At 66.6% G+C, this 20,040-nt stretch carries 21 protein-coding genes and 1 pseudogene; 9 read left to right on the top strand and 13 right to left on the bottom strand.

The window, feature by feature from the left end:
- Positions 1–101 precede the first annotated feature (101 nt).
- Together V7E00_RS14925 and V7E00_RS14920 are read right to left on the bottom strand one after the other, a co-directional pair.
- Entirely contained in the window at positions 102–770 is a 669-nt protein-coding gene (locus tag V7E00_RS14925) for a response regulator transcription factor (RefSeq protein WP_066721311.1), read from the bottom strand.
- Between the two features lie 26 nt (positions 771–796).
- On the bottom strand, positions 797–1,117 hold the full coding sequence (locus V7E00_RS14920) for a hypothetical protein (RefSeq protein ID WP_064310677.1): 321 nt from the start codon (positions 1,115–1,117) through the stop codon (positions 797–799).
- A gap of 141 nt (positions 1,118–1,258) precedes the next feature.
- On the opposite strand from V7E00_RS14920, the gene V7E00_RS14915 reads away from it, so the two are divergent.
- A complete protein-coding gene (locus V7E00_RS14915) occupies positions 1,259–3,043 on the top strand; it encodes an ABC-F family ATP-binding cassette domain-containing protein (protein WP_333573411.1) in 1,785 nt (594 codons plus the stop codon).
- Between the two features lie 102 nt (positions 3,044–3,145).
- Here V7E00_RS14915 and V7E00_RS14910 read toward each other — a convergent pair whose 3' ends face one another.
- From V7E00_RS14910 to V7E00_RS14890, 5 genes are all read right to left on the bottom strand, one after another.
- The gene (locus tag V7E00_RS14910; protein ID WP_333573410.1) at positions 3,146–3,760 is read right to left on the bottom strand and encodes a PEPxxWA-CTERM sorting domain-containing protein; all 615 of its coding nucleotides are present in this window, start codon (positions 3,758–3,760) and stop codon (positions 3,146–3,148) included.
- A 391-nt stretch (positions 3,761–4,151) separates the two neighbouring features.
- Positions 4,152–4,961, bottom strand: coding sequence for an ATP-binding protein (locus V7E00_RS14905; protein WP_333573409.1), 810 nt, complete (start codon positions 4,959–4,961; stop codon positions 4,152–4,154).
- A 104-nt stretch (positions 4,962–5,065) separates the two neighbouring features.
- Positions 5,066–5,941, bottom strand: coding sequence for an LOG family protein (locus V7E00_RS14900; protein WP_333573408.1), 876 nt, complete (start codon positions 5,939–5,941; stop codon positions 5,066–5,068).
- 39 nt (positions 5,942–5,980) lie between these two features.
- Positions 5,981–6,676 carry an extensin family protein gene (locus V7E00_RS14895; RefSeq protein WP_333573407.1) on the bottom strand — a complete coding sequence of 232 codons (696 nt, stop codon included), beginning with the start codon at positions 6,674–6,676 and terminating at the stop codon, positions 5,981–5,983.
- 68 nt (positions 6,677–6,744) lie between these two features.
- Entirely contained in the window at positions 6,745–7,146 is a 402-nt protein-coding gene (locus V7E00_RS14890) for an acyl-CoA thioesterase (RefSeq protein ID WP_333573406.1), read from the bottom strand.
- 70 nt (positions 7,147–7,216) lie between these two features.
- Between V7E00_RS14890 and V7E00_RS14885 the strand changes: the two genes are divergently transcribed.
- Positions 7,217–7,420 (top strand): hypothetical protein, encoded by a 204-nt coding sequence (locus tag V7E00_RS14885; protein WP_333573405.1) that lies wholly within the window; start codon positions 7,217–7,219, stop codon positions 7,418–7,420.
- A gap of 15 nt (positions 7,421–7,435) precedes the next feature.
- Here the strand turns inward: V7E00_RS14885 and V7E00_RS14880 are convergent, their stop codons facing one another.
- From V7E00_RS14880 to V7E00_RS14865, 4 genes are all read right to left on the bottom strand, one after another.
- Positions 7,436–8,071, bottom strand: a complete 636-nt coding sequence (locus V7E00_RS14880; protein ID WP_333573404.1) for a hypothetical protein — start codon at positions 8,069–8,071, stop codon at positions 7,436–7,438.
- A 54-nt stretch (positions 8,072–8,125) separates the two neighbouring features.
- Positions 8,126–8,530, bottom strand: coding sequence for an ExbD/TolR family protein (locus V7E00_RS14875; RefSeq protein WP_333573403.1), 405 nt, complete (start codon positions 8,528–8,530; stop codon positions 8,126–8,128).
- 119 nt (positions 8,531–8,649) lie between these two features.
- A complete protein-coding gene (locus tag V7E00_RS14870; protein WP_333573402.1) occupies positions 8,650–8,991 on the bottom strand; it encodes a DNA primase in 342 nt (113 codons plus the stop codon).
- A gap of 79 nt (positions 8,992–9,070) precedes the next feature.
- Entirely contained in the window at positions 9,071–10,306 is a 1,236-nt protein-coding gene (locus V7E00_RS14865; RefSeq protein ID WP_333573401.1) for a multidrug effflux MFS transporter, read from the bottom strand.
- Positions 10,307–10,410: 104 nt separating this feature from the next.
- On the opposite strand from V7E00_RS14865, the gene V7E00_RS14860 reads away from it, so the two are divergent.
- The 3 genes from V7E00_RS14860 to V7E00_RS14850 all read left to right on the top strand — a co-directional run bounded on the left by V7E00_RS14860 (position 10,411) and on the right by V7E00_RS14850 (position 13,377).
- Entirely contained in the window at positions 10,411–10,896 is a 486-nt protein-coding gene (locus V7E00_RS14860) for a hypothetical protein (RefSeq protein ID WP_333573400.1), read from the top strand.
- Between the two features lie 99 nt (positions 10,897–10,995).
- Positions 10,996–11,946 (top strand): isopenicillin N synthase family dioxygenase, encoded by a 951-nt coding sequence (locus V7E00_RS14855; protein ID WP_333573399.1) that lies wholly within the window; start codon positions 10,996–10,998, stop codon positions 11,944–11,946.
- A 138-nt stretch (positions 11,947–12,084) separates the two neighbouring features.
- On the top strand, positions 12,085–13,377 hold the full coding sequence (locus tag V7E00_RS14850) for a homoserine dehydrogenase (RefSeq protein ID WP_333573398.1): 1,293 nt from the start codon (positions 12,085–12,087) through the stop codon (positions 13,375–13,377).
- A gap of 16 nt (positions 13,378–13,393) precedes the next feature.
- Here the strand turns inward: V7E00_RS14850 and V7E00_RS14845 are convergent, their stop codons facing one another.
- Both V7E00_RS14845 and V7E00_RS14840 read right to left on the bottom strand, forming a co-directional pair.
- Entirely contained in the window at positions 13,394–13,720 is a 327-nt protein-coding gene (locus V7E00_RS14845; protein WP_333573397.1) for a hypothetical protein, read from the bottom strand.
- Positions 13,721–13,799: 79 nt separating this feature from the next.
- A complete protein-coding gene (locus V7E00_RS14840; RefSeq protein WP_333573396.1) occupies positions 13,800–14,237 on the bottom strand; it encodes a hypothetical protein in 438 nt (145 codons plus the stop codon).
- A gap of 75 nt (positions 14,238–14,312) precedes the next feature.
- Between V7E00_RS14840 and glpX the strand changes: the two genes are divergently transcribed.
- The 4 genes and pseudogenes from glpX (at position 14,313) to V7E00_RS14820 (ending at position 20,021) form a co-directional block, all read left to right on the top strand.
- Positions 14,313–15,281 carry a class II fructose-bisphosphatase gene (gene glpX / locus V7E00_RS14835; RefSeq protein ID WP_333573395.1) on the top strand — a complete coding sequence of 323 codons (969 nt, stop codon included), beginning with the start codon at positions 14,313–14,315 and terminating at the stop codon, positions 15,279–15,281.
- Positions 15,282–15,362: 81 nt separating this feature from the next.
- On the top strand, positions 15,363–17,210 hold the full coding sequence (locus tag V7E00_RS14830) for a CocE/NonD family hydrolase (protein ID WP_333573394.1): 1,848 nt from the start codon (positions 15,363–15,365) through the stop codon (positions 17,208–17,210).
- Positions 17,211–17,285: 75 nt separating this feature from the next.
- Positions 17,286–17,943: pseudogene (locus V7E00_RS14825) on the top strand (transposase); the annotation flags it as partial.
- A 197-nt stretch (positions 17,944–18,140) separates the two neighbouring features.
- Positions 18,141–20,021: a methyl-accepting chemotaxis protein gene (locus tag V7E00_RS14820; protein WP_333573393.1), complete on the top strand. Its 1,881-nt coding sequence runs from the start codon at positions 18,141–18,143 to the stop codon at positions 20,019–20,021.
- The last annotated feature ends 19 nt before the right edge of the window (positions 20,022–20,040 follow it).

Here is a 20,040-nt window from a genome sequence, read left to right as displayed (position 1 = left end):
CGCGCACCGGCCGGTACCCGCGTGCCTCGGCTTCCGCGGACGCGGACGCCGCCTCGGGCGCGTCGTCGCTGGAGATCGGCGCTGCGTCCATCCCTCCGGCCTCAGGTGAAGCTGGATTCGTCGAGGCTGTAACCCAGGCCGCGGATGGTGGTGATCACATCGGCGCCCAGCTTCTTGCGGATGCGCGTCACGAACACTTCGATCGTGTTCGAATCGCGATCGAAATCCTGGTCGTAGATATGCTCGATCAGCTCGGTGCGGCTCACCACCTTGCCCTTGTGGTGGAGCAGGTAGCTCAGCAGCTTGTATTCCTGCGCCGTCAGCTTCACCGGCTCGCCCGCCTTGGTGACCTTGCCCGAGCGGGTATCGAGGCGGATGTCGCCCGCGGTCAGCTCGGCCGAGGCATTGCCCGAGGCGCGGCGGATCAGCGCGCGGAGGCGGGCGATCAGCTCTTCGGTCTGGAAGGGCTTGGCGACATAATCGTCGGCGCCGGCATCGAGGCCCGCGACCTTGTCCGACCAGCTGTCCCGCGCGGTGAGCACCAGCACCGGCATGGTGCGGCCTTCCTTGCGCCAGCGATCGAGCACGGTCAGTCCGTCGATCTCGGGCAGACCAAGGTCGAGGATGATCGCGTCATATTGCTCGGTCGAGCCGAGGAAATGGCCTTCCTCGCCGTCGGTAGCGAGGTCGACGGCATAGCCCGCACCTTCCAGCGCCGTGCGCAGCTGGATCCCGAGATTGGGTTCGTCCTCGACGATCAGAAGTCGCATTCGCTGTCCCGTCCTTTTCTGTATGCTCAGCTGCCCATGCGCCGGAGGATCTGCCCGGTATGGCCGTCCACCTCCACCCAGATCACCGATCCGTTGCGCAGGAACTTGAGCGTGTAAACATCGTGCTCGGGATCATAATCGAACCCGAGATATTGCGCGCCCGGCATCTTCGGGATCACTCGGCGCTCGATCTCGCGCGCGGGCAGATTCTGGCCGCGAAGCCGCCGCTCGCGCGCCGCACGCTGGCCGTCATCCTGCTCCGCACCAATCGGGCGCGCGAGGACCGGGCTCGTGAGCGCGAGGCTCGCAAGACACGCGATCAGAACGGGTTTGACCAACATCGGCATGGGAATGGCATAGGGTCCGGGCATTGAATAGCCCCTGAACATGAACGTCAGCCGCGGTTCGGCAATTGTGGCATTGGTACATCGCCGCGCCCCGTGCCTGGCCGCTTGCGGGGAGGCCCGCCGCCTCCTAGGTGCTGCACCATGGCTGCTCCGGTGCTTTCCTATGAAGGGCTGGGTCTCGTTCAGGGATCCGGCTGGCTTTTCCGCAATCTCGACCTGCATGTCGGCGAGCGCGATCGGCTCGCGCTGATCGGCCGCAACGGCGCGGGCAAGACGACGCTGCTCAAGCTGATCGCCGGCGCGATCGACAGCGACGAGGGCCGCCGCACCATCGTGCCCGGCACTCGCGTGATCCTGCTGGAGCAGGAGCCGCGGATGCTCGGCTGCACCACGCTGATGGATTACGTCCTCTCCGGCGACGACGCGCCCGCCCAGCACGAGGCGGAGGCGATCGCCGACCAGCTCGGGATCGACCTCAGCCGAGAGGCGGCGACGGCCTCGGGCGGCGAGCGCCGCCGCGCCGCCATTGCCCGCGCGCTGGCGCAGGACCCGGACGTGCTGCTGCTCGACGAACCGACCAACCATCTCGATCTCGGCGCGATCGAATGGCTGGAAGACTGGCTGACACGCTACAAGGGCGCCTTCGTCGTCATCAGCCACGATCGTACCTTCCTCACCCGCCTGACGCGCCAGACGCTGTGGCTCGATCGCGGTTCCATCCGCCGCGCCGAGATCGGCTTTGGCGGGTTCGAGGCCTGGACCGAGCAGGTCTATGCCGAGGAGGAGCGCAACGCCCAGCGGCTCGACGCCAAGCTCAAGATCGAGGAGCATTGGCTCCAGCGCGGCGTCACCGGCCGCCGACGCCGCAACCAGGGCCGCCTCGCCAAGCTCAAGGACATGCGCGCCGAACGCGCCGCGATGCAGGGTCCGCAGGGCACCGCCGCGCTCGCCACCGCCTCGGACGGCAACCAGACCAAGGTGGTGATCGACGCCAAGCACGTCACCAAGCGTTTCGGCGAGCGGACGATCATCAAGGATCTGACCTTCCGCGTCACCAAGGGCGACCGGATCGGCATCGTCGGATCGAACGGCGCGGGCAAGTCGACCCTGCTCAAGATGCTCACCGGCGAGCTCCAGCCCGACGAGGGCAGCGTGAAGCTTTCCCAGACGCTGGATGCGATCATCATCGATCAGCAACGCAGCCTGATGGCGCCGGACAAGCGCGTGCGCGACGTGCTGGCGGACGGCGGCGACTGGATCGACGTGCAGGGCGCGCGCAAGCACGTCCATGGCTATCTCAAGGAGTTCCTGTTCGACCCCAGCATCGCCGAGGCACGGATCGGTACGCTGTCGGGCGGCGAGCGCTCGCGCCTGCTGCTCGCGCGCGAATTTGCTCGGCCCTCCAACCTGCTGGTGCTCGACGAACCGACCAACGATCTCGACCTCGAGACCCTGGACCTGCTCCAGGAAGTGATCGCCGATTATGCCGGCACGGTGCTGATCGTCAGCCACGACCGCGACTTCCTGGACCGCACCGTCACGGTCACGCTGGGGCTCGATGGCAGCGGCACGGTGGACGTGGTGGTCGGCGGCTATGCCGATTGGGAGGCCAAGCGCCGCCCGCGCAACGAAGCGAAGAAGGCGGGCAAGCCGGCCGCCGCCGCGCCCGCGCCCGAGGCGCCCAAGGCGCGTACCAAGCTCAGCTACAAGGACCAGCGCGATTACGAGCTGCTGCCCAAGCGCATCGAGGAGATCGACCAGACGATCGCGCGCGACGAGGCGGCGCTGGCCGATCCCGCGCTCTACACCAAGGACCCGGCGAAGTTCGCCAGGCTGAGCGACGGCATCGCCAAGCTGCGTGACGAAAAGGATGCGGCCGAGATGCGCTGGCTGGAGCTGGCGGAGATGGTGGAAGGGCTGGGCTGACGCCCGCGAGGGCGAGTTCGCCCGCATGCGTGCTTATGCGCAAGAACGACGAACCCCGCCGGATCGCTCCGGCGGGGTTCGCGCATCCAGGGGGCTGGAAGGTCAGTTGGTCGAGTAACGAACCCGCACCGACCGGCGCGACGCGCGGAGCATGCCGCCCATCATGCCGAAGCCGGCGATCATCAGCGCCCAGCTGGCCGGTTCCGGCACCGCGGACAGGGCCGTCGCCGAGAAGCTGGTGATGCCGTCCCCTTGCGTGGTCAGCGTCAGCAGGCCCGGAGTATCCTGATAGCCGGCGATGCGGAACGTGCCCGAGGCGATCAGCTTCAGGCCGCCGCCAGCGTTATCTGGCGACTGGTTGACCGAGGTGATCGACGCCAGGTCGAAGAAGATCGCCGAACCGATGTCAAAGAACGAGTTGATCGACCCGACCGAGAAATTCGGCAGATCCTTGATCGTGCCGCACAGGCCAAGGCACGTGATGCCGCTGAACACGCCGGTGCTGCCGAATGCGGAGACGATGGTTCCCGGCGCCGCGGCATTGCCCGGCGTGACAGCGTTGTAGAAATCGAGACCGGTAGCGGCGCCCATGTTGGAGGCGCCGATCGGACGGACGTACCCGCCAAAGCTGATTTGTCCGATGATCGTAGCGGCTTGTGCGGGCGCTGCCGCGCACATCAATGCTGCAAAAGCAGCGATCCTGGTAGGAATACGCATGAAGACAACCTCCCTCAAAAGCGTCGAATACGGTTGTTTTAGCGACTCGCTATTTTGCTTGTTAACTAACCGTTAAGCTTCTGAAATCACGAGGCAATGAACCGCATATAAATAAATATACGCAGATACGAATTGTTCGGTGCAGAGCGAAATGGACGAGAACGGCTGGATCGCCGACTTCGGAAACGTGCTCCTCGTGCAAACGATGCCCTCTAACTCCGCGTCGCTCCTCGCAACGCGTGGGTAGGAGCCAAAATGCCGCTGGCGAACGTTTCGACATGAAAACGATGCTGCACGCGCACAAAACATCGAGGCACACACTCACCATGAGAGGAATGTGTCTCATATCGGGACAAACTGAGCGCGTAGGAAGCGGGCCTTCTTGCTCGGGTCAGAGCCGCTTGCCCTGCCGTCCCGCCAGCTCGACGATATATTGCCAGGCGACCCGCCCGGAGCGGCTGCCGCGTCGCGTTGCCCACTGGATCGCGTCTTCCGGCGCGAAATCCAGTCCATGGGCCTCGGCATAGCCGCGAACGATCGCGACATAGGTGTCCTGGTCCACCACGTGGAACCCCAGCGACAGGCCGAAGCGATCGGCCAGTGCCAGCTCGTCGTCGATCGAATCGCGCGGGTTGATCGCGCTCGATTGCGCTTCGATGTCGCGCGGAAGCAGGTGCCGGCGGTTCGACGTCACCAGCAGCCGGCAATGGGCCGGCCGTGCCTCCGCGCCGCCTTCCAGCAGCGAGCGGAGCGCCCGCGCGTCGGCAGCGGCATCGAAGCCCAGATCGTCGAGGAAAACCGCGAAGGGACGGTTAGTGGTGGCGAGCAGCGCGAACAGATCGGGCAGCGTCTCGAGATGCGTGGTCGCCGCCTCCACCAGTGCCAGCCGGCCGCCCTGCGCCTGCACGTCTGCCACCGCACCCTTGACCAGCGCCGACTTGCCGGTGCCGCGCGCGCCCCAGAGCAGCACGTCCTGCGCGGCGTGGCCGGCGGCAAGCCGCTCCAGATTGGCGAGCAGCGCGGCCCGCTGCTTCTCCACGCCCTGCAGCAGCGCAAGGGGCGTAGGCGCGAATGCGCGCGCCGGCACGATGTCCCGGCCACGCCACACATAGGCGGGGTGCGCTTCCAGGTCGGCAAGCGGGGCGGGGGGCGGCGCCAGCCGTTCGAGCGCCTCGGCAATGCGGATCAGCGGATCGGTCATGCCCGCGCTATAGCCCAATCAGGCGCCAGCGCGAGCGATCCCGCAATGCCATGCGCAGGAACTGCCTGGAAATTCGATCTTCCGCGAATTTCCAAGACGGTCCCTCAGCCCTGCGCCGTTTCCTTGTTCCGCCAGAAATCCTGAACGATTTCCCAGCCTTCTTCGGCCGTTTCGCAGAAGCGGAACAGGTTCAGGTCGCGCGGCGAGATCACGCCTTCGTCGCACAGCGCCTCGAAATTGACGACGCGGTTCCAGAACTCCTTGCCGTAGAACAGCACCGGGATCGGATCGACCTTGCCGGTCTGGATCAGCGTCAGCAGCTCGAAGCTTTCGTCGAACGTGCCGAAGCCGCCCGGGAACACCGCCACGGCGCGCGCGTGGAGCAGGAAGTGCATCTTCCGCAGCGCGAAATAGTGGAACTGCATGCTCAGGCCCGGCGTGACATACGGGTTCGGCGCCTGTTCGTGCGGCAGCACGATGTTGAGGCCGATCGTCTCTGCGCCCACGTCGCGCGCGCCGCGGTTTGCCGCTTCCATGATCGAGGGGCCGCCGCCCGAGGTGACGACGAAGTGCCGCTTGCCCGCAGCATCGAGCGGGAAGTTGCTCGCCAGCCGGCCCAGTTCGCGCGCGACATCGTAATATTTGGACTTGGCGACCAGGCTCTCCGCGATCCGCTTCTGCTGATCGGTCTCGGCCAGCGCCAGCACTGCCTCGGCCTTGGCGGGCTCGGGGATGCGCGCCGAACCGTAGATCACGAAGGTCGACGCGATGTTCGCCTCGTCGAGCAGCAGCTGTGGCTTCAGCAGCTCCAGCTGGAAGCGCACCGGCCGGAGGTCCTCGCGCAGCAGGAAGTCCATGTCCTGGAAGGCCAGCCGATAGGCGGGGTGTTCGGTCTGCGGGGTGCCGGTGGCGGTGTTGGCGGCTTCGGCTTCCTGCTGGGCAGGGCGGAAGACGCGCGAGGGGACTCTCGTATCGCTCATCACCGGCGGATTAGGCGCATCCGCCCCGCTTGGAAAGCCTCAGGCGCAGAACGGGCCGCGGCCCATGTCGAGGTGGAAATGATCGCGGTGGACGTAATTATAGTTCGGACTCAATACGGTAGCGAAACGTCTGCAGGCAGATCCGTGAATGGTTTCCAGGAATCGCCGGACCGCAGGATCCTGGTTCTGCCAGTCCTTGAGGATGGTGATCCGCCGCCCGTCCTTCAGCACGAAGCCGGATACGTCCACGGCATTGGCGCGGCCATGCTCGGACAGCTTGGTGCCGGGCTGGGTGCCTCCGACAATGGCACGGCAGACATAGGTGCCGAACGTATCCACCCGCACCAGGTCGCTGCCGAGGATCTGGCGCGCGGCGGGCGCCACGGCATATTGCACCCAGCCGGTAAAGGCGCGGGCGAGCGGGCAACGCATGCCCTTGATGCCGCCCACCGGCACGCCGATGTCGACCAGCTGTACCGCGCCTTCGACCAGGCAGCCGCCGCCATAGTCGCGATCGGGCATCGCGCTGAACCGGACGCCGGCGCGCGACAAATCGGTGAAGCATTGCTGCGTGTCGCGCGGCGTCGGACGGTTGAGCGTGATCGGCCGGCTGCCCGCCGGGCGGGTGGGGGCGGGCGCGGGCCGCTTGTCGCCGCCATCGCTGCCGAAGATGCAGGCCGACAGCAGCAGGGGCAGCGACAACACCGCCAGCGGAAACACACGCAGGAACGCCATGGCCACGCACCCTACGCGAGTTCGGCGACCGCGCGAACCACGGTTCGTCGTGCCGACGACTCGGTTCGTCAGTCGCGCGCCTCAAGGAAACGGTCGCTCAGCGCGGCCGGCACGCGCAGCAGCCGCCCGGCGGCGCGGTCGAGCAGCGCCCAGGTGGTTACCGCTTCCACCCGTACCTTGCCGTCATCGCCGAGGAAGCGGACGTGCCGGTTGAAGCGCGCGCCCCGCGCCGGCTCCGGCACCCAGGTCTCGCCGGTCACCGTTTCGCCGGCGCGTACATTGCCGCGATAGTCGATCTCGTGCCGGGTGACGACCCAGACATAGGCTTCCTGTTCCCGCGGCGTTGCCAGTGCTTCCCAATGCGCGACGGCGATGTCCTGGATCCAGGCGACCCATATGGCATTGTTGACATGACCCAGCACGTCGATGTCGTCGGGCGTCGCAGTGATCGATCGGGAGAAGCGGGGCATCAGCAATCCTCGGTGCGGTAACCATGCAGCGTAGCGCCGTATTCACCCTATGGGGAGCAGGGTTCGCACCATGCTGCCGCGCCGCCCCTCCGCCCTGTTCCGCAGCCGCTGGGCGGCGTTGCTCTGGGCGGCCGGCGTGCTGTGGACCGCGGTGAGCGTGGCCGGCGTGGGAAAGGTGCCTGCCGCCGCATCGGCGGAGAACGCTACCGACGCGCTGGGGCAGCCGATCGACAATGCCGATCTGGAGCTGCTCCGCAACGTCATCGGTGGCTGATCACGGCGGTAACGATCACTGTCCGGGCTTGCCCGGATCTCCCTCGAACTTGACCGCGCGGATCCGCCAGGACCGCTGTTCGGGGGTGGCGCCGTCGATGTCGCCGGCGCGGTGCAGCGTCACCTCGCCCAGCTGGTAAAAGGGCTTGGCCGTAGCCCTGATACGACCATAGACCTGCACCGGCACGGTCACATAGCGCTGGCCGGCGCCCGCCTCGATGCGGCCGGGCGCGCCGATGTTGGCGTGATATTCGGAATAGGGCGCGAAGCGGGCCGCAAATGCCTTGGCGTCGCCGCCGGACGCCTTGCCGCCGTCGCTCCACAAGGCCCAGGCCTGCTCGGTGCGGCCGCTTTCGATCAGCGCATAATAGGTCTGCACGACATTGGCGGCACCCTGTGCGCTGTCCGGCGTGAACCTGGCCTCGCTGACGGGCGTGCGATCATCGGGCAGGCCGCCGGGCTGGCCGGGAGCGGGCGGATCAAGCGGTTCCAGCTGCTGTTCGTTGGCCGGGGCCAGCTCGGTCGCGGGGGGCGCGGTCTGGTTCACCTCGGCCATGCTGGTGTCGTTGGCGCTGTTTTCAGGGGCTGGGGGCAGGCCGGAAGAACAGGCGGCGAGCGAGCAGGCGGCGAGCAGGGCAGGAATCAGGCGCATCCGGGTCTCTTCCACATCGAAGGATGCGAACGAGCTACCGGATGCGCAGGTTCCTCATTCCGTGAGCGGCTGGTTGCCGACAAAGCCCAGCTTGGCGATGTTCGCGCGCTTGATCGCGGCAAGAATCGTGTCGAAGCGCTCGTACCGGGCTTCAGGGTCGGTCTGGAGCTGCAGTACCGCCGCGTCGGTGCGCAGCGCCGCCAGCTTGGCGGGCAGGGCGGCGTCGGCGAGGCGTGCGCCGTCCCAGAACAAGGCCCCGTCGCGGTCGATCGCCAGGCGGTGGGTGGCGTCGTCGTTCGCGACCGAACCACCCTGTGGCAGGTCGACGGGCACCTTGTGGGACATCATCGGCATGCTGAGGATCATCACGATCAGCAGTACCAGCATCACGTCGATGAACGGCGTCACGTTGATCGCGCCGATCGGCATGGGTTCGGCGGCGGGTACGACCTTGCGCATGACCTCTCCTCCTATGTTGCTACGGTATATCGTAACATTTTTGGAGCGCGCCGCAAGTCGGATCGCCGGCGGAGGAGGGGTGCGCGAGGCCGTCGCCACGCGCACCGATCCGCGTCGTCTCAGGGACGCAGCGCCACGTCGTCCGGATCGTCGAGTTCCTCGTCCAGATCGTCCTCTTCGACATCCTCGTCGTCGAAATCGTCCTGGATGTCGTCCTCGTCGAGGTCGTCCTCGTCCTCATCGGCGTCGTCGTCTTCCTCGCCGATCTCGTCGTCGGTCATGGCGAGATCGTCGAGATCGTCGTCGTCGTCCTCGCTCCCGCCGAGATCGGGGTTGATGTCGGTCAGCAGCGCGCCGTCGTCCGGCCCGTCGCCCGTCACCTCGAGAATTTCGGCGCGCTGGCTCTCGTCATAGCCTTCCGCGTCGTAGCCGTCGTCGCCCGGACTCTGAATGCCGCTCATCGCCAAACCTCATTGCTGGCCCGGCGGGGATCGCCGGGGTTCGGATGCGCAACGGCGCTGGCCCCGGCTGCGTTCCGACTCAGCTCGGGCGGAACATCCGTCCGCGTTCCGTTACCGCTACTACCACGAGCGAGAGCCCACCCATCAGCAGAAAACCACTATACAGCGGGATGGTGGTGCCATCGAAGGCCTGGCCGATGGCCGCGCCGATCAGCGCGCCGGCCAGCGTCGTCACAAACCCCTGCAGGCTGGAGGCGGTGCCGGCGATCGCGCCCATCCGCTCCATCGCCATGGCCGAGAAGTTGGAGGTGGCGAGGCCGAAGCATGCCATCATCAGCGCCTGCAGCACGGCGAAGCTCCACAGCGTCTCGAGATCCAGCACGGTAATGGCAAGGTGCACGCCGGCGACCAGCGTCAGCAGGGTGAGTGCGGTGTGGGAGATCACGCGAGTGCCCAGCCGCATCACGATGCGCGAATTGAGGAACGAGCCCACCGCCATCGTGCTCGCCACGCCGGCGAACACCACGGTGAGCAGGTCCGGCCGGTGGAAGACGTCGGCCATCACCTGCTGTACCGATCCGATGAAGCCGAACAGCGCGCCGGAGAGCAGACCGGTCGCGATGGTGTAGCCCACGGCGGCGCGGTCGCGCAGCATCAGGCCGTAGTCGGAGACCACGCGGGCAGGATGAAGCGACTGGCGCGCGTCGGTCGCCAGGGTTTCCGGCATGCGCAGCGCGAACCACAGCAGCACCAGCCCCGCGATCGCGCCGATTCCCCAGAAGATCGTCCGCCACGATCCGCCGGCGGAGAGAATGATTTGCCCGACCGCAGGCGCGAAGATCGGCGCGGCCATGAACACGATGAACACCAGGCTCATCACCCGCGCCATCGCGCGTCCTGAATAGCAGTCGCGCACCAGCGCGACGGTGACAACGCGCGCGCCCGCCGCGGCCGTGCCCATCGCCAGACGGGCCAGCAGCAGCAGCACGAAGCTGCCGGAAATGGCGGCGATGGCGCAGGTGACGACATAGCAGCTGAGCGCAACCAGCAGCACCGGCCGGCGCCCGAAGCGGTCGGACAGCGGCCCATAGGCGAGCTGCGCCACCGCGAAGCCGATCAGGAAGGCGGTGATCACGAACTGGCGGTGGTTGGCCGAATCGACCCCCAGGCTGGTGCCGATCGCGGGCAGGGCCGGAAGCATCGAATCGATGCCCAGCGCGGTCAGTGCCATCAGCGCGGCGGCGAGCGGCACGAACTCGCCGAAGCGCAGCGGGGCCTTGCCGGCGGAGGCGGTGCTCAGATGCGGGGCGTTCATGCCTGCGCCATGGCCCAACCATGCTGCCGCGTCACCCTTTTTCAGGTTGACGTGGATGCCCGCGCAACAACATTGCGGTGTGGAACCGCCGCAGGAGTACCCCGATGAATCGCTGTTTCGCACCTCTCTTGCTGCCGATCGCGCTCGCCGCCTGCCACGGCAATGCCAACATCAATTTCGACGGCAACGATACCGACGGCAACAGTGTGATCTCCACCGACGCCAATGGCCGGATCCAGATCAAGGCGCCGGGCATCCAGGGATCGATCACGCTGCCGAAGATGCCGCTCGACGCGAAGAATTTCGATATCGACGGCGTGACGCTCTACCCCGGCTCGACGCTCAGGAACCTCAAGGTGAACGATGGCAACAGCGACAGGGACGGGCAGGTGATCGTCGAGTTCGAGAGCCCGGCCGCGCCGACGGTGGTGCGCGACTGGTTCCGCGACAACATGACGAAGCAGGGCTTCAAGGTGACGACGAAAGACGATAACCTGATCGGCACCACCGACGACGGCCAGCCCTTCGCGCTCCAGCTGCGCCCGGGCGGCGATGCCAGGACCAAGGGGCTGATGCAGGTCGGCCGCTGAGCCCGGTACGGGACAGGCTGCGGCCATTCGGAATGTCCCCAGTCTTGTGGGGTCCGTCGTGGCGGGACTAACCACGCGTTTTTGCGTTCGGAGACTCTGATGTTGGATACCCCCGCCGAAATTCCGGTGCTTTCCCTGAAGGCGCAGGCCGGCGACCCCGAGGGCTTCGCCCATGCGTTCGGCCAGTCGTTCCAGCGGTTCGGTTTCGCCGTCGTGCGCGATCATGGCGTGCCGCAGGAACTGATCGATCGCGCGTGGAGCCTCACCAAGGCATTCTTCGATCTGCCCGAGGAAGCGAAGCGCGCGCACTTCATCCCCAGCGGCGGGGGCGCGCGCGGCTACACCCCGTTCAAGACCGAGATCGCCAAGGGCGCGAGCCATGTCGACCTGAAGGAATTCTGGCACATCGGCCGGGAGCTGGCCGCCGGCCACCGCTTTGCCGACGTGATGGCGCCGAACATCTGGCCGGGCCAGCCCGAAGGCTTCCGGGAAACCTTCGTCGAGCTGTTCGCGGCGTTCGATACCGCGGGCGACAAGCTTCTTTCCGCCGTCGCGCGCTATCTCGGCCTTGCGCCGGACTGGTTCGACACGGCGGTGAAGGACGGCAATTCGGTGCTGCGCCTGCTCCACTATCCGCCGGTCGATGCCGATGCCCCCGAAGTGCGTGCCGGCGCGCATGAGGACATCAACCTGATCACCCTGCTCCTCGGTGCCGAGGAGGCGGGCCTCGAACTGCTCGACCGCGACGGCAAGTGGATGGCGATCAAGCCGCCCGAAGGCGCGATGGTGATCAACGTCGGCGACATGCTGCAGCGCCTGACCAACCATGTGCTGCCCTCCACGACGCACCGCGTCGTCAACCCGCCGGCGGAGCGTCGTGGCCATTCGCGCTATTCGATGCCGTTCTTCCTGCATCCGGCGCCCGATTTCCTGATCAAGACGCTGCCCGGCTGCATCAGCGCGGAAAATCCGAACCGCTATCCGGAGCCGATCACCGCGCATGATTACCTCCACGAGCGGCTCGTCGAAATCGGCCTGATCAAGAAATAAACAGGGCGTGGCGGGGCGCCGCCGCGACAAAATCTGTCTTTCCTTCTGGGGAGGGAAGGCGCTAGGGACCAAGAGGCGGCGGCGGGGCGACAAGCGCTCGGCCGCCGCCTTGTCGTATGGAATCAAGAGGAACCAGGAATGGCGGAAGCGTTGCGCGTGGCACTGGCGGGGCTGGGGACGGTGGGCGGCGGCGTGATTCGCCTGCTCGACGCCAATGCCGAGCTGATCAGCCGCCGCGCCGGCCGCCCGATCGAGGTCGTCGCCGTGTCCGCCCGCGACCGCTCCAAGGACCGCGGCATCGATCTTTCCCGGTTTGACTGGGTCGACGACCCCGTCGAGCTCGCCCGTCATGCCAGGGCCGATGTGGTGGTGGAGCTGGTCGGCGGGTCCGATGGCCCGGCGCTGGCGCTCGCCCGCGCGGCGCTGGGCGCCAACAAGAGCTTCGTCACCGCAAACAAGGCGATGATCGCACATCATGGCCTGGAACTCGCCGAGGCGGCGGAAGGCGCAAAGGTCGCCCTGAAGTTTGAAGCGGCGGTGGCCGGTGGCGTGCCGGTGATCAAGGGGCTGCGTGAAGGCGCCGCTGCCAACGCGATTTCGCGCGTCTACGGCATCCTCAACGGCACCTGCAATTTCATCCTGTCGAAGATGGAGGCGGAGGGCCGCGACTTTGCCGAGATCCTCGCCGAGGCGCAGGCGCTCGGCTATGCCGAGGCGGATCCCACCTTCGATATCGACGGCATCGACGCGGCGCACAAGCTGTCGATCCTCGCCAGCATCGCCTTCGGCACCCAGCCGGCGTTCGGCGACCTGAAGGCGAGCGGCATTCGCCACATCCTGGCGGCCGACATCGCCGAGGCCGCGACGCTCGGCTATCGTGTGCGGCTCCTCGGCATTGCGGACGCGGGAGCGCACGGCCTGTTCCAGCGCGTCCACGCGCATCTCGTGCCGCTCAGCCACCCGCTGGCGCATGTCACGGGCTCGACCAACGCGGTGGTCGCGGAAGGCAATTTCGTCGGCAGGCTGCTGTTCCAGGGCGCGGGTGCGGGCGACGGGCCGACCGCGAGCGCCGTGGTCGCCGACCTGATCGACATCGCCCGCGGCGAATATGGCCCGCCCTATGCAATGCCGGCGACCGCGCTCGTCGCCCAGTCCGCGGCGGACAGCGGCGAGCGGCGCGGCCGTTCCTATGTGCGGTTCACGGTGGCCGATCGCGTCGGCGTGCTCGCGGAAATCGCGGCGGCAATGCGCGATGCCGGCGTCTCGATCGAAAGCCTGATCCAGCGCGGCGTGAGCCCGGATGGCAGCGCGCTGGTCGCCATCGTAACGCACGAGGCACCGGAGCGGAGCATCGCCCAGGCACTGGAGAAGCTGCGGGGCTCGCAGAGCCTTACCGGCGAGCCGATGTGGATGCATATTCTCGACGCGTGAGCCGCGTCGGCGGAGGCTAGTAGCTCAGGCGGAGCAGCCGGTGGCCGCTCCCCGGGCATACCGGCATGCCGGTGCGGTTGCAGCTGGGGCCCTGTGCGGCGCGGAGCATTTCCAGCTTCCGGTCGACCAGCGGCTCCTGCACGCCGGTCAGGCGGAAGCGACTGCGCGCCCGTGTGCCGCAGTCGCGCTCGACGTCGCACGCGCTGATCAGCGGCGATGAATCAGGGCCGGGCCGCGCCGAGCGCTTGAGCGTTGCGCGCATCATTCGCGGACGTGCCGCATCTACGGCGGTCACCGCGCCGGCCATGGTCGCGCTCTGGAGCGCCAGTGCGATCAACAACATATGCCCTCCTGTTGTGTCCCGCCGAAGCAACGCGTCGATACGCGGCTGGTTGCGCAGCCATGCAGGCCTTTCACCGCACTCATGGCGCAAGCTCCCGCTGCTGCAATTTGACCTTGCCGTCGAAGCCCATCGTGGCAGTAACGCCGACCTTGCCGCATCTCACCGTGAAGGCACCCTCGCCGCAGGGCGTGATGCCCTGCTGCGCGGGATCGCCGATCAGGCGGTTGAGCCGGGCGGCATCGGAGTCGCGACTCAAGTTGGGCGCGACGAACGGCACTCGGTAGCGATCCGCCTCACGGCGGGAGCAGACGATGATCTCGCTCTCGTCGGACGAGCCGCGGCACGGAATTCGGGCCTGGGTGCGCGTACGATATTCGGCGAGCACGGTGGAGACCGTACTTTGTTGAGCCATCAACAGCATCGCCAGCAACATCGTGTCGTTCCCCCGCAATGTCGCGCAACGATAGCCCAAAATCTTGCCAAAATCACCAAAGACTTCGGCAAGAGTTGCTGACAACGTTAGCACTGCTCGACAGGGGGGGACGGGCACCCTATCGCATCGCACAAATCGAATGAGGGGATCACCGAACCGATGCCGAACGCAAGCCATGTTCTCGACCGTGTCCTGGTGCTCGAAATGGTGCGCGTCACCGAAGCTGCGGCGATCGCCGCCTCCAGCCTGATCGGCCGGGGCGACGAAAAGGCCGCTGATCACGCCGCGGTGGAGGCGATGCGCGAGGCGCTGAACCAGCTCTACATGGACGGCACCGTGGTGATCGGCGAGGGCGAACGCGACGAGGCGCCAATGCTGTTCATCGGCGAGAAGGTCGGTTCCGCGATCGGCAAGGGCCCCAAGATCGACATCGCGCTCGATCCCTTGGAAGGCACGACGATCACGGCCAAGGCCGGCCCGAACGCGCTGGCGGTGCTGGCCGTGGCCGAAGAGGGCAATCTGCTCAACGCGCCCGACGTCTATATGGACAAGATCGCGGTGGGCCCCGGCTACCCGCAGGGCGTGATCGACCTCAACAAGACGCCGACCGAGAACATCCAGGCGATCGCTGCCGCCAAGGGCGTGAAGCCCAACGAGATCATCGCCTGCGTGCTGGACCGCACCCGTCACGAGAAGCTGATCGCCGAACTGCGCGAGATCGGCTGCGGCATCATGCTGATCCCCGACGGCGACGTGGCGGGCGTGATCGCGACCAGCGACCCGGACACGACGATCGACGTCTATATGGGCCAGGGCGGCGCGCCCGAGGGCGTGCTGGCCTGCGCGGCGCTGCGCTGCGTCGGCGGCCAGTTCCAGGGCCGCCTCGTCTTCCGCAACGAGGATGAGCGCGCCCGCGCGGCCAAGTGGGGCATCGAGGATCTCGACAAGATCTACACGCTCGAGGAACTCGCCAAGGGCGACTGCATCTTCGCGGCCACCGGCGTGACCGATGGCTCGCTGCTGGCCGGCGTGAAGCGCGTGCGCGGCAAGATGACCACCGAAAGCGTGGTGATGCGCGCCAGCTCAGGCACCGTGCGCTGGGTGAAGGGCGAGCACCGCATCGACTGATCGACCACAGACGCCGCCGGCTTGATCCCGGCGGCGTCTTGCCGCACCAAGTCACCCTGGCTTTTCGGGGGATCGACGAACATGCGGCATTGGCTGGTTTCCGTAGCACTCGCGGCGCTTGCCGCCCCTCTCGCGGCCGCAGCGCCGCCCCAGGCTGCGCCCAGCGCGACCGATGCGCCCTTCACCTTCGAGGAGGTGATGATCCCGATGCGCGACGGGGTGAAGCTCCACACCGTCATCCTGCGGCCGAGGGCCGCCAAGGGCCCGCTGCCAATCCTGTTCCAGCGCAGCCCCTATGGCTCGCCCGATGCAGCGCCGCCGCGCGTGCCCAACAGCTGGGCGCCGCTGGTACGCGATGGCTATATCTTCGTGTTCCAGGACATGCGCGGCCGCTTCAAGTCCGAAGGCGGCGCCTTCACCCTCTCGACCGAGGTGAAGACGGGCAAGGGCGCCGTCGACGAGGCCAGCGATGCCTATGATTCGATCGAGTGGCTGGTGAAGAATGTGAAGCCCAACAACGGCAAGGTCGGCATGTGGGGCGTGTCCTACCCCGGCTTCACCGCTGCCATTGCCCTGGCCAAGCCGCACCCGGCGCTGAAGGCGACCAGCCCGCAGGCGGCGTGGATCGATTACTGGAAGAACGACGATCTCCACCGCTGGGGCGCGATGCGGCTCACCTATGCCAGCGACTGGGTGAACAGCCTCCAGGCCGGCAAGACCAACGACGGCATCGACCTGTACGACCGCTACGACACGTACGACTGGTTCCTCCACGCCGGCTCGCCCGACGACATCGAAAAGAAGTACTTCAAGGCCCGGGTGCCGCGCTTCCGCGAGATGATCGAGCATCCCGACTATGACGATCACTGGAAGAAGCAGGTCTGGTCGAACGCGCTCGGCAAGACGACCGTGCCGACGCTCAACGTCGCCGGATACTGGGACCAGGAGGATCCCTGGGGCAGCTGGAAGATCTGGGAAAAGCAGCGCGCCAACGATCCGGACAAGCTTGCGCTGATGGTTGCAGGCCCCTGGGCACACGGCACCTGGCACACGCCCGCCAACAGCCTCGGGCGCATCCCGTTCGGGGTCGACAGCGGCGTCCAGTTCATCGAGCAGATCGAGGCGCCGTTCTTCGCCTATTGGCTGCACGGCACCGGCACCAAGCCGGACTTCGCGCTGAAGAGCTTCCAGTCCGGCTCGTGGCAGTGGAAGACGTACCAGAGCTATCCGCTCGCCAACGCGCAGGCGACCAGCCTGTACCTGCACGGCGACGGCTCGCTGAGCTTCACTGCGCCGACGGCGGGCGAGAGCTGCCGCGACTATGTCAGCGATCCCGCCCGCCCGGTGCCGTTCCGCCCGCGGCCGATGTCCGCCACCTATGCCACGCCCGACTGGCGCTGGTGGGAGGCGGAGGACCAGCGCTTCGTCGATGACCGCCCCGACGTGCTGAGCTACGTCTCCGCGCCGCTCGATAAAGACCTGACCGTCACCGGGGAGGTCACCGCCAAGCTGATGGCCTCGACCAGCGGCACCGACAGCGATTTCGTCGTCAAGCTGATCGACGTGTTCCCGGAGGACTATGAGAAGGCGCCGACGGCGCTGGGTGCGTACGCCAAGGGCCTGAACGGCTATGAGCTGCCGATCGCGATGGAGATCCGCCGCGGTCGCTATCTCAAGAGCTTCGAGCAGGCGACGCCGCTGGTGCCGAACCGGGTGACCGCCTGGGACTTCCCCCTCCGCGACCACGACCATGTGTTCAAGAAGGGCCACCGGATCATGGTGCAGGTCCAGTCGAGCTGGTTCCCGGTAATCGATCGCAACCCGCAGACCTTCGTGCCCAACATCTACAAGGCCAAGCCCGAGGACTATCGCAAGGCGACGCAGCGGGTGTGTGCGGGCTCGGTGGTGACGCTGCCGGTGGTGAAGTAACCTTGCCGTCTTAGAGGCTGTTTGGAATAGGCTGTGGAGGGTGCGGGGTTGGTGTCCGTCTGATTCAGGCTTTGCATGTGGATGCAGCAGAACCCGGGAAGCATGGCCCGGATTGCCAAGAAGACGAAGCGCCACCCCAGTGACCTGACTGACGAGGAATGGAAACGCCTGGCCCCGTCGATGTCCAAGCCGCGGCGCCGGGGCCGCCCCGCGAGGTGAACTTTTGCGAGGTGATCAACGCCGTGCGCTAGCTTGTTCGATCGGGCTGAGGCTGGCGCATGCTGCAGCTCGATTTCGGGGCTTGGCAGGCGGCCTATGGCTGCTCCCGCGAACGGGCGCGCAGGTTGCTGTTCCAGACGATCCACCGCCTTGAACTGATGCTCGAACGCCAGCGTCAGGGGCGGCAAGCCAGCCAGTGCGGCGGTGATCGACAGCCAGTCGGTCGAGGCGCCATCGGCGGAAAAGCGCGGGTCTGACGCACGAAAAATGGTTGTCGGACGCAAGCGGCACATTGCCGTCGATGCCGACGGCCGGTTGCTGATGGTTCATCCGACCACTGCCGATCTTTCGGACAGCGCGGGCGCTCAAATCATCCCGAGAGTAGCCGCAAGCGCTGGCCGCGGATCAAGCATCTCTTCGCCAGTGGCGCCGGCTGGTCCGCGACTACGAACGGCGCGTCGACGCCTCCAACCTCATGATCCTCGTCGCTATGGGAGGCAACCTCCTACGCCGAACGCCTATCCATGATTGTCCGAACGGACTCTCAGGATTGGGTGCGGCAAGCGTCAATTCCGGACCGGGCTAAAAACAAGTATCCGTAAAAGTACGTGAATGTGAAAACGTTTCTGCGATTCCCCATGAACCTCGTTCAGTATTTTGAAGTTAAAGATGATGCTTCGGAGGGTGGTGTAGAATTAACCGCCGATTATAATGCCTAACGGGATGTCCCCTATAAAGGAAGGATTGTGCGCCACGCCATGCAGGTGCGTGGATGGCGTTTGTGTGACCGGAGGCAATATGCTGAAATCGTTCATCGCTGAATGGAGGATATCGGCGAAGATGGTCGCCATATTCACCACGGTAGCGTTGCTTGTCTGTACATTGGGCGCCACCAGCCTGATCAGTAACGAAAAACTTGCAGCCGTGGCGAAAGACCATGTCGATCGCGGCATTGACGGCACCGATGCGCTGGGTCGACTTGCCTCGACCTTGCGTGAGCAGCGCATCATCATCTGGCGCCGGCTGAACGCGGAATCTGCCGAGGAAGTGGCGGAGCTGCGCACCCGGTTCGACAAGAATGAGGCGGATATCGGCCGCGCGATCCGCGATTATGAGCGGGTGGCCGACGATTTGCGGCCCCAGCTCGAACAGATCCGCGCCGGCGTCGATTCGCTGCGCAGGGTCAACCTGCAGATCTTCGACGTGGTCGCACGTGACGGCGCGGCGGCGGCGTTCCCGATCATGAAGGGGCCGAGCAAAAAGGCCTCGAACGCGCTGCGGGACGCGGTGGATCGCGTGCAGGATCAGCACCGGGCGCGTTCGGCCCTCGCCAATGAAGAGGGGCTGAAGGCAGAGCGCTTCGCCGTTCGACTGACCTGGATCGTCGTCTTCACGGCCCTGGGCGCGATCTTGGCGATCTGGCGGCTGCTGCAGTTCGCCGTGACCAAGCCGCTCGTCGACGTCTCCGGCGCGACCAAGCTGCTGTCCGAGGGCGGTGAGGCCGTGGTCCCCCACCGCGATCGCCGCGACGAGATCGGCGATGTCGCCAATGCCGTCGAGTTGTTCCGCCAGGCGGCGATAGCGCGCAGTGCGGCGGATGCGCGGATCGCGGAGGAGCAGCGTCGCGTCACCGGGGCGCTGCACAAGGGGCTGGCGGCGCTGACCAACGGCGACCTCACCGCCGAGGTGCAGGAGGAGTTCCCGCCCGCCTATGCGCAGCTGAAGCAGGATTTCAACGGCGCGCTGGCCAGCCTGCGTGACCTGATCGGCACGGTGCGGGCGAGCGCGGCGCTGATCTTCGACGGGGCGGAGGAAATCGCCGAGGCGTCGAACGATCTCGCCCGCCGTACCGAGTCCAATGCGGCCAGTCTGGAGCAGACGGCGGCCGCCATCGCCGAAGTCGATGCGCGGGTGCGCGGCAGCGGAGCGGCGACCCATCAGACGGTGGCGAGTGCCCAGCAGGCGACCGACGTGGTCGGGCGCGGGCGCGGTCTGGCGGACGAGGCGGTGCAGGCGATGGGCCGCGTGGCCGATAGTGCCAAGGGCATCGACAGCGTGATCGAGGGCCTCGACAAGATCGCTTTCCAGACGCGGGTGCTGGCGATGAACGCTGCCGTGGAAGCCGGCCGGGCGGGCGAGGCGGGGCGCGGCTTCGCCGTGGTCGCTGATCTCGTGTCGGTCCTTGCCATGCGCGCCGAGGAAGAGGCTGGCCGCGCCCGCGACCAGCTGAGCTCGACGCGGCAGGATGTGCAGGTGGCGCTGGGCGCGGTCGACAAGGTCGATGGTGCGCTGTCTGAAATCGCCGCCTCGGTGGATACGGTGCACCAGCTGCTCGACGGCATCGGGGTCGATCACCAGGCACAGGCGGCGACGATCAGTGAAATCGCCGCCTCGATCGCGACGATCGACCATGCCACCCAGCAGAATGCGGCGATGGTCGAGCAGACGTCCGCCGCCACGGCGAAGCTGACGATCGAGGTCGAAGCATTGCAGAGCCAGTCCGGGCGCTTCGACATGGGAGCGCTCCTGCCGATCGGCGCGGCGCGCGCCCGCAGCACCCGCAAGTCGGCGGCGAGTCTCGCCTTCGCCTGAGGGACTGTTTGGAGATGCC

It is taken from the genome of Sphingomonas sp. (assembly GCF_036731925.1).
GTDB lineage: Bacteria > Pseudomonadota > Alphaproteobacteria > Sphingomonadales > Sphingomonadaceae > Sphingomonas.
This window is presented reverse-complemented; position numbering and strand designations above follow the sequence as displayed.

What these genes read in the sequence shown, in the direction of transcription:
- V7E00_RS14925 (WP_066721311.1), bottom strand. Translation starts at nt 770, where the DNA reads ATGCGACTTCTGATCGTCGAGGACGAACCCAATCTCGGGATCCAGCTG.
- V7E00_RS14920 (WP_064310677.1), bottom strand. Translation starts at nt 1,117, where the DNA reads ATGCCGATGTTGGTCAAACCCGTTCTGATCGCGTGTCTTGCGAGCCTC.
- V7E00_RS14915 (WP_333573411.1), top strand. Translation starts at nt 1,259, where the DNA reads ATGGCTGCTCCGGTGCTTTCCTATGAAGGGCTGGGTCTCGTTCAGGGA.
- V7E00_RS14910 (WP_333573410.1), bottom strand. Translation starts at nt 3,760, where the DNA reads ATGCGTATTCCTACCAGGATCGCTGCTTTTGCAGCATTGATGTGCGCG.
- V7E00_RS14905 (WP_333573409.1), bottom strand. Translation starts at nt 4,961, where the DNA reads ATGACCGATCCGCTGATCCGCATTGCCGAGGCGCTCGAACGGCTGGCG.
- V7E00_RS14900 (WP_333573408.1), bottom strand. Translation starts at nt 5,941, where the DNA reads ATGAGCGATACGAGAGTCCCCTCGCGCGTCTTCCGCCCTGCCCAGCAG.
- V7E00_RS14895 (WP_333573407.1), bottom strand. Translation starts at nt 6,676, where the DNA reads ATGGCGTTCCTGCGTGTGTTTCCGCTGGCGGTGTTGTCGCTGCCCCTG.
- V7E00_RS14890 (WP_333573406.1), bottom strand. Translation starts at nt 7,146, where the DNA reads ATGCCCCGCTTCTCCCGATCGATCACTGCGACGCCCGACGACATCGAC.
- V7E00_RS14885 (WP_333573405.1), top strand. Translation starts at nt 7,217, where the DNA reads ATGCTGCCGCGCCGCCCCTCCGCCCTGTTCCGCAGCCGCTGGGCGGCG.
- V7E00_RS14880 (WP_333573404.1), bottom strand. Translation starts at nt 8,071, where the DNA reads ATGCGCCTGATTCCTGCCCTGCTCGCCGCCTGCTCGCTCGCCGCCTGT.
- V7E00_RS14875 (WP_333573403.1), bottom strand. Translation starts at nt 8,530, where the DNA reads ATGCGCAAGGTCGTACCCGCCGCCGAACCCATGCCGATCGGCGCGATC.
- V7E00_RS14870 (WP_333573402.1), bottom strand. Translation starts at nt 8,991, where the DNA reads ATGAGCGGCATTCAGAGTCCGGGCGACGACGGCTACGACGCGGAAGGC.
- V7E00_RS14865 (WP_333573401.1), bottom strand. Translation starts at nt 10,306, where the DNA reads ATGAACGCCCCGCATCTGAGCACCGCCTCCGCCGGCAAGGCCCCGCTG.
- V7E00_RS14860 (WP_333573400.1), top strand. Translation starts at nt 10,411, where the DNA reads ATGAATCGCTGTTTCGCACCTCTCTTGCTGCCGATCGCGCTCGCCGCC.
- V7E00_RS14855 (WP_333573399.1), top strand. Translation starts at nt 10,996, where the DNA reads ATGTTGGATACCCCCGCCGAAATTCCGGTGCTTTCCCTGAAGGCGCAG.
- V7E00_RS14850 (WP_333573398.1), top strand. Translation starts at nt 12,085, where the DNA reads ATGGCGGAAGCGTTGCGCGTGGCACTGGCGGGGCTGGGGACGGTGGGC.
- V7E00_RS14845 (WP_333573397.1), bottom strand. Translation starts at nt 13,720, where the DNA reads ATGTTGTTGATCGCACTGGCGCTCCAGAGCGCGACCATGGCCGGCGCG.
- glpX (WP_333573395.1), top strand. Translation starts at nt 14,313, where the DNA reads ATGCCGAACGCAAGCCATGTTCTCGACCGTGTCCTGGTGCTCGAAATG.
- V7E00_RS14830 (WP_333573394.1), top strand. Translation starts at nt 15,363, where the DNA reads ATGCGGCATTGGCTGGTTTCCGTAGCACTCGCGGCGCTTGCCGCCCCT.
- V7E00_RS14820 (WP_333573393.1), top strand. Translation starts at nt 18,141, where the DNA reads ATGCCTAACGGGATGTCCCCTATAAAGGAAGGATTGTGCGCCACGCCA.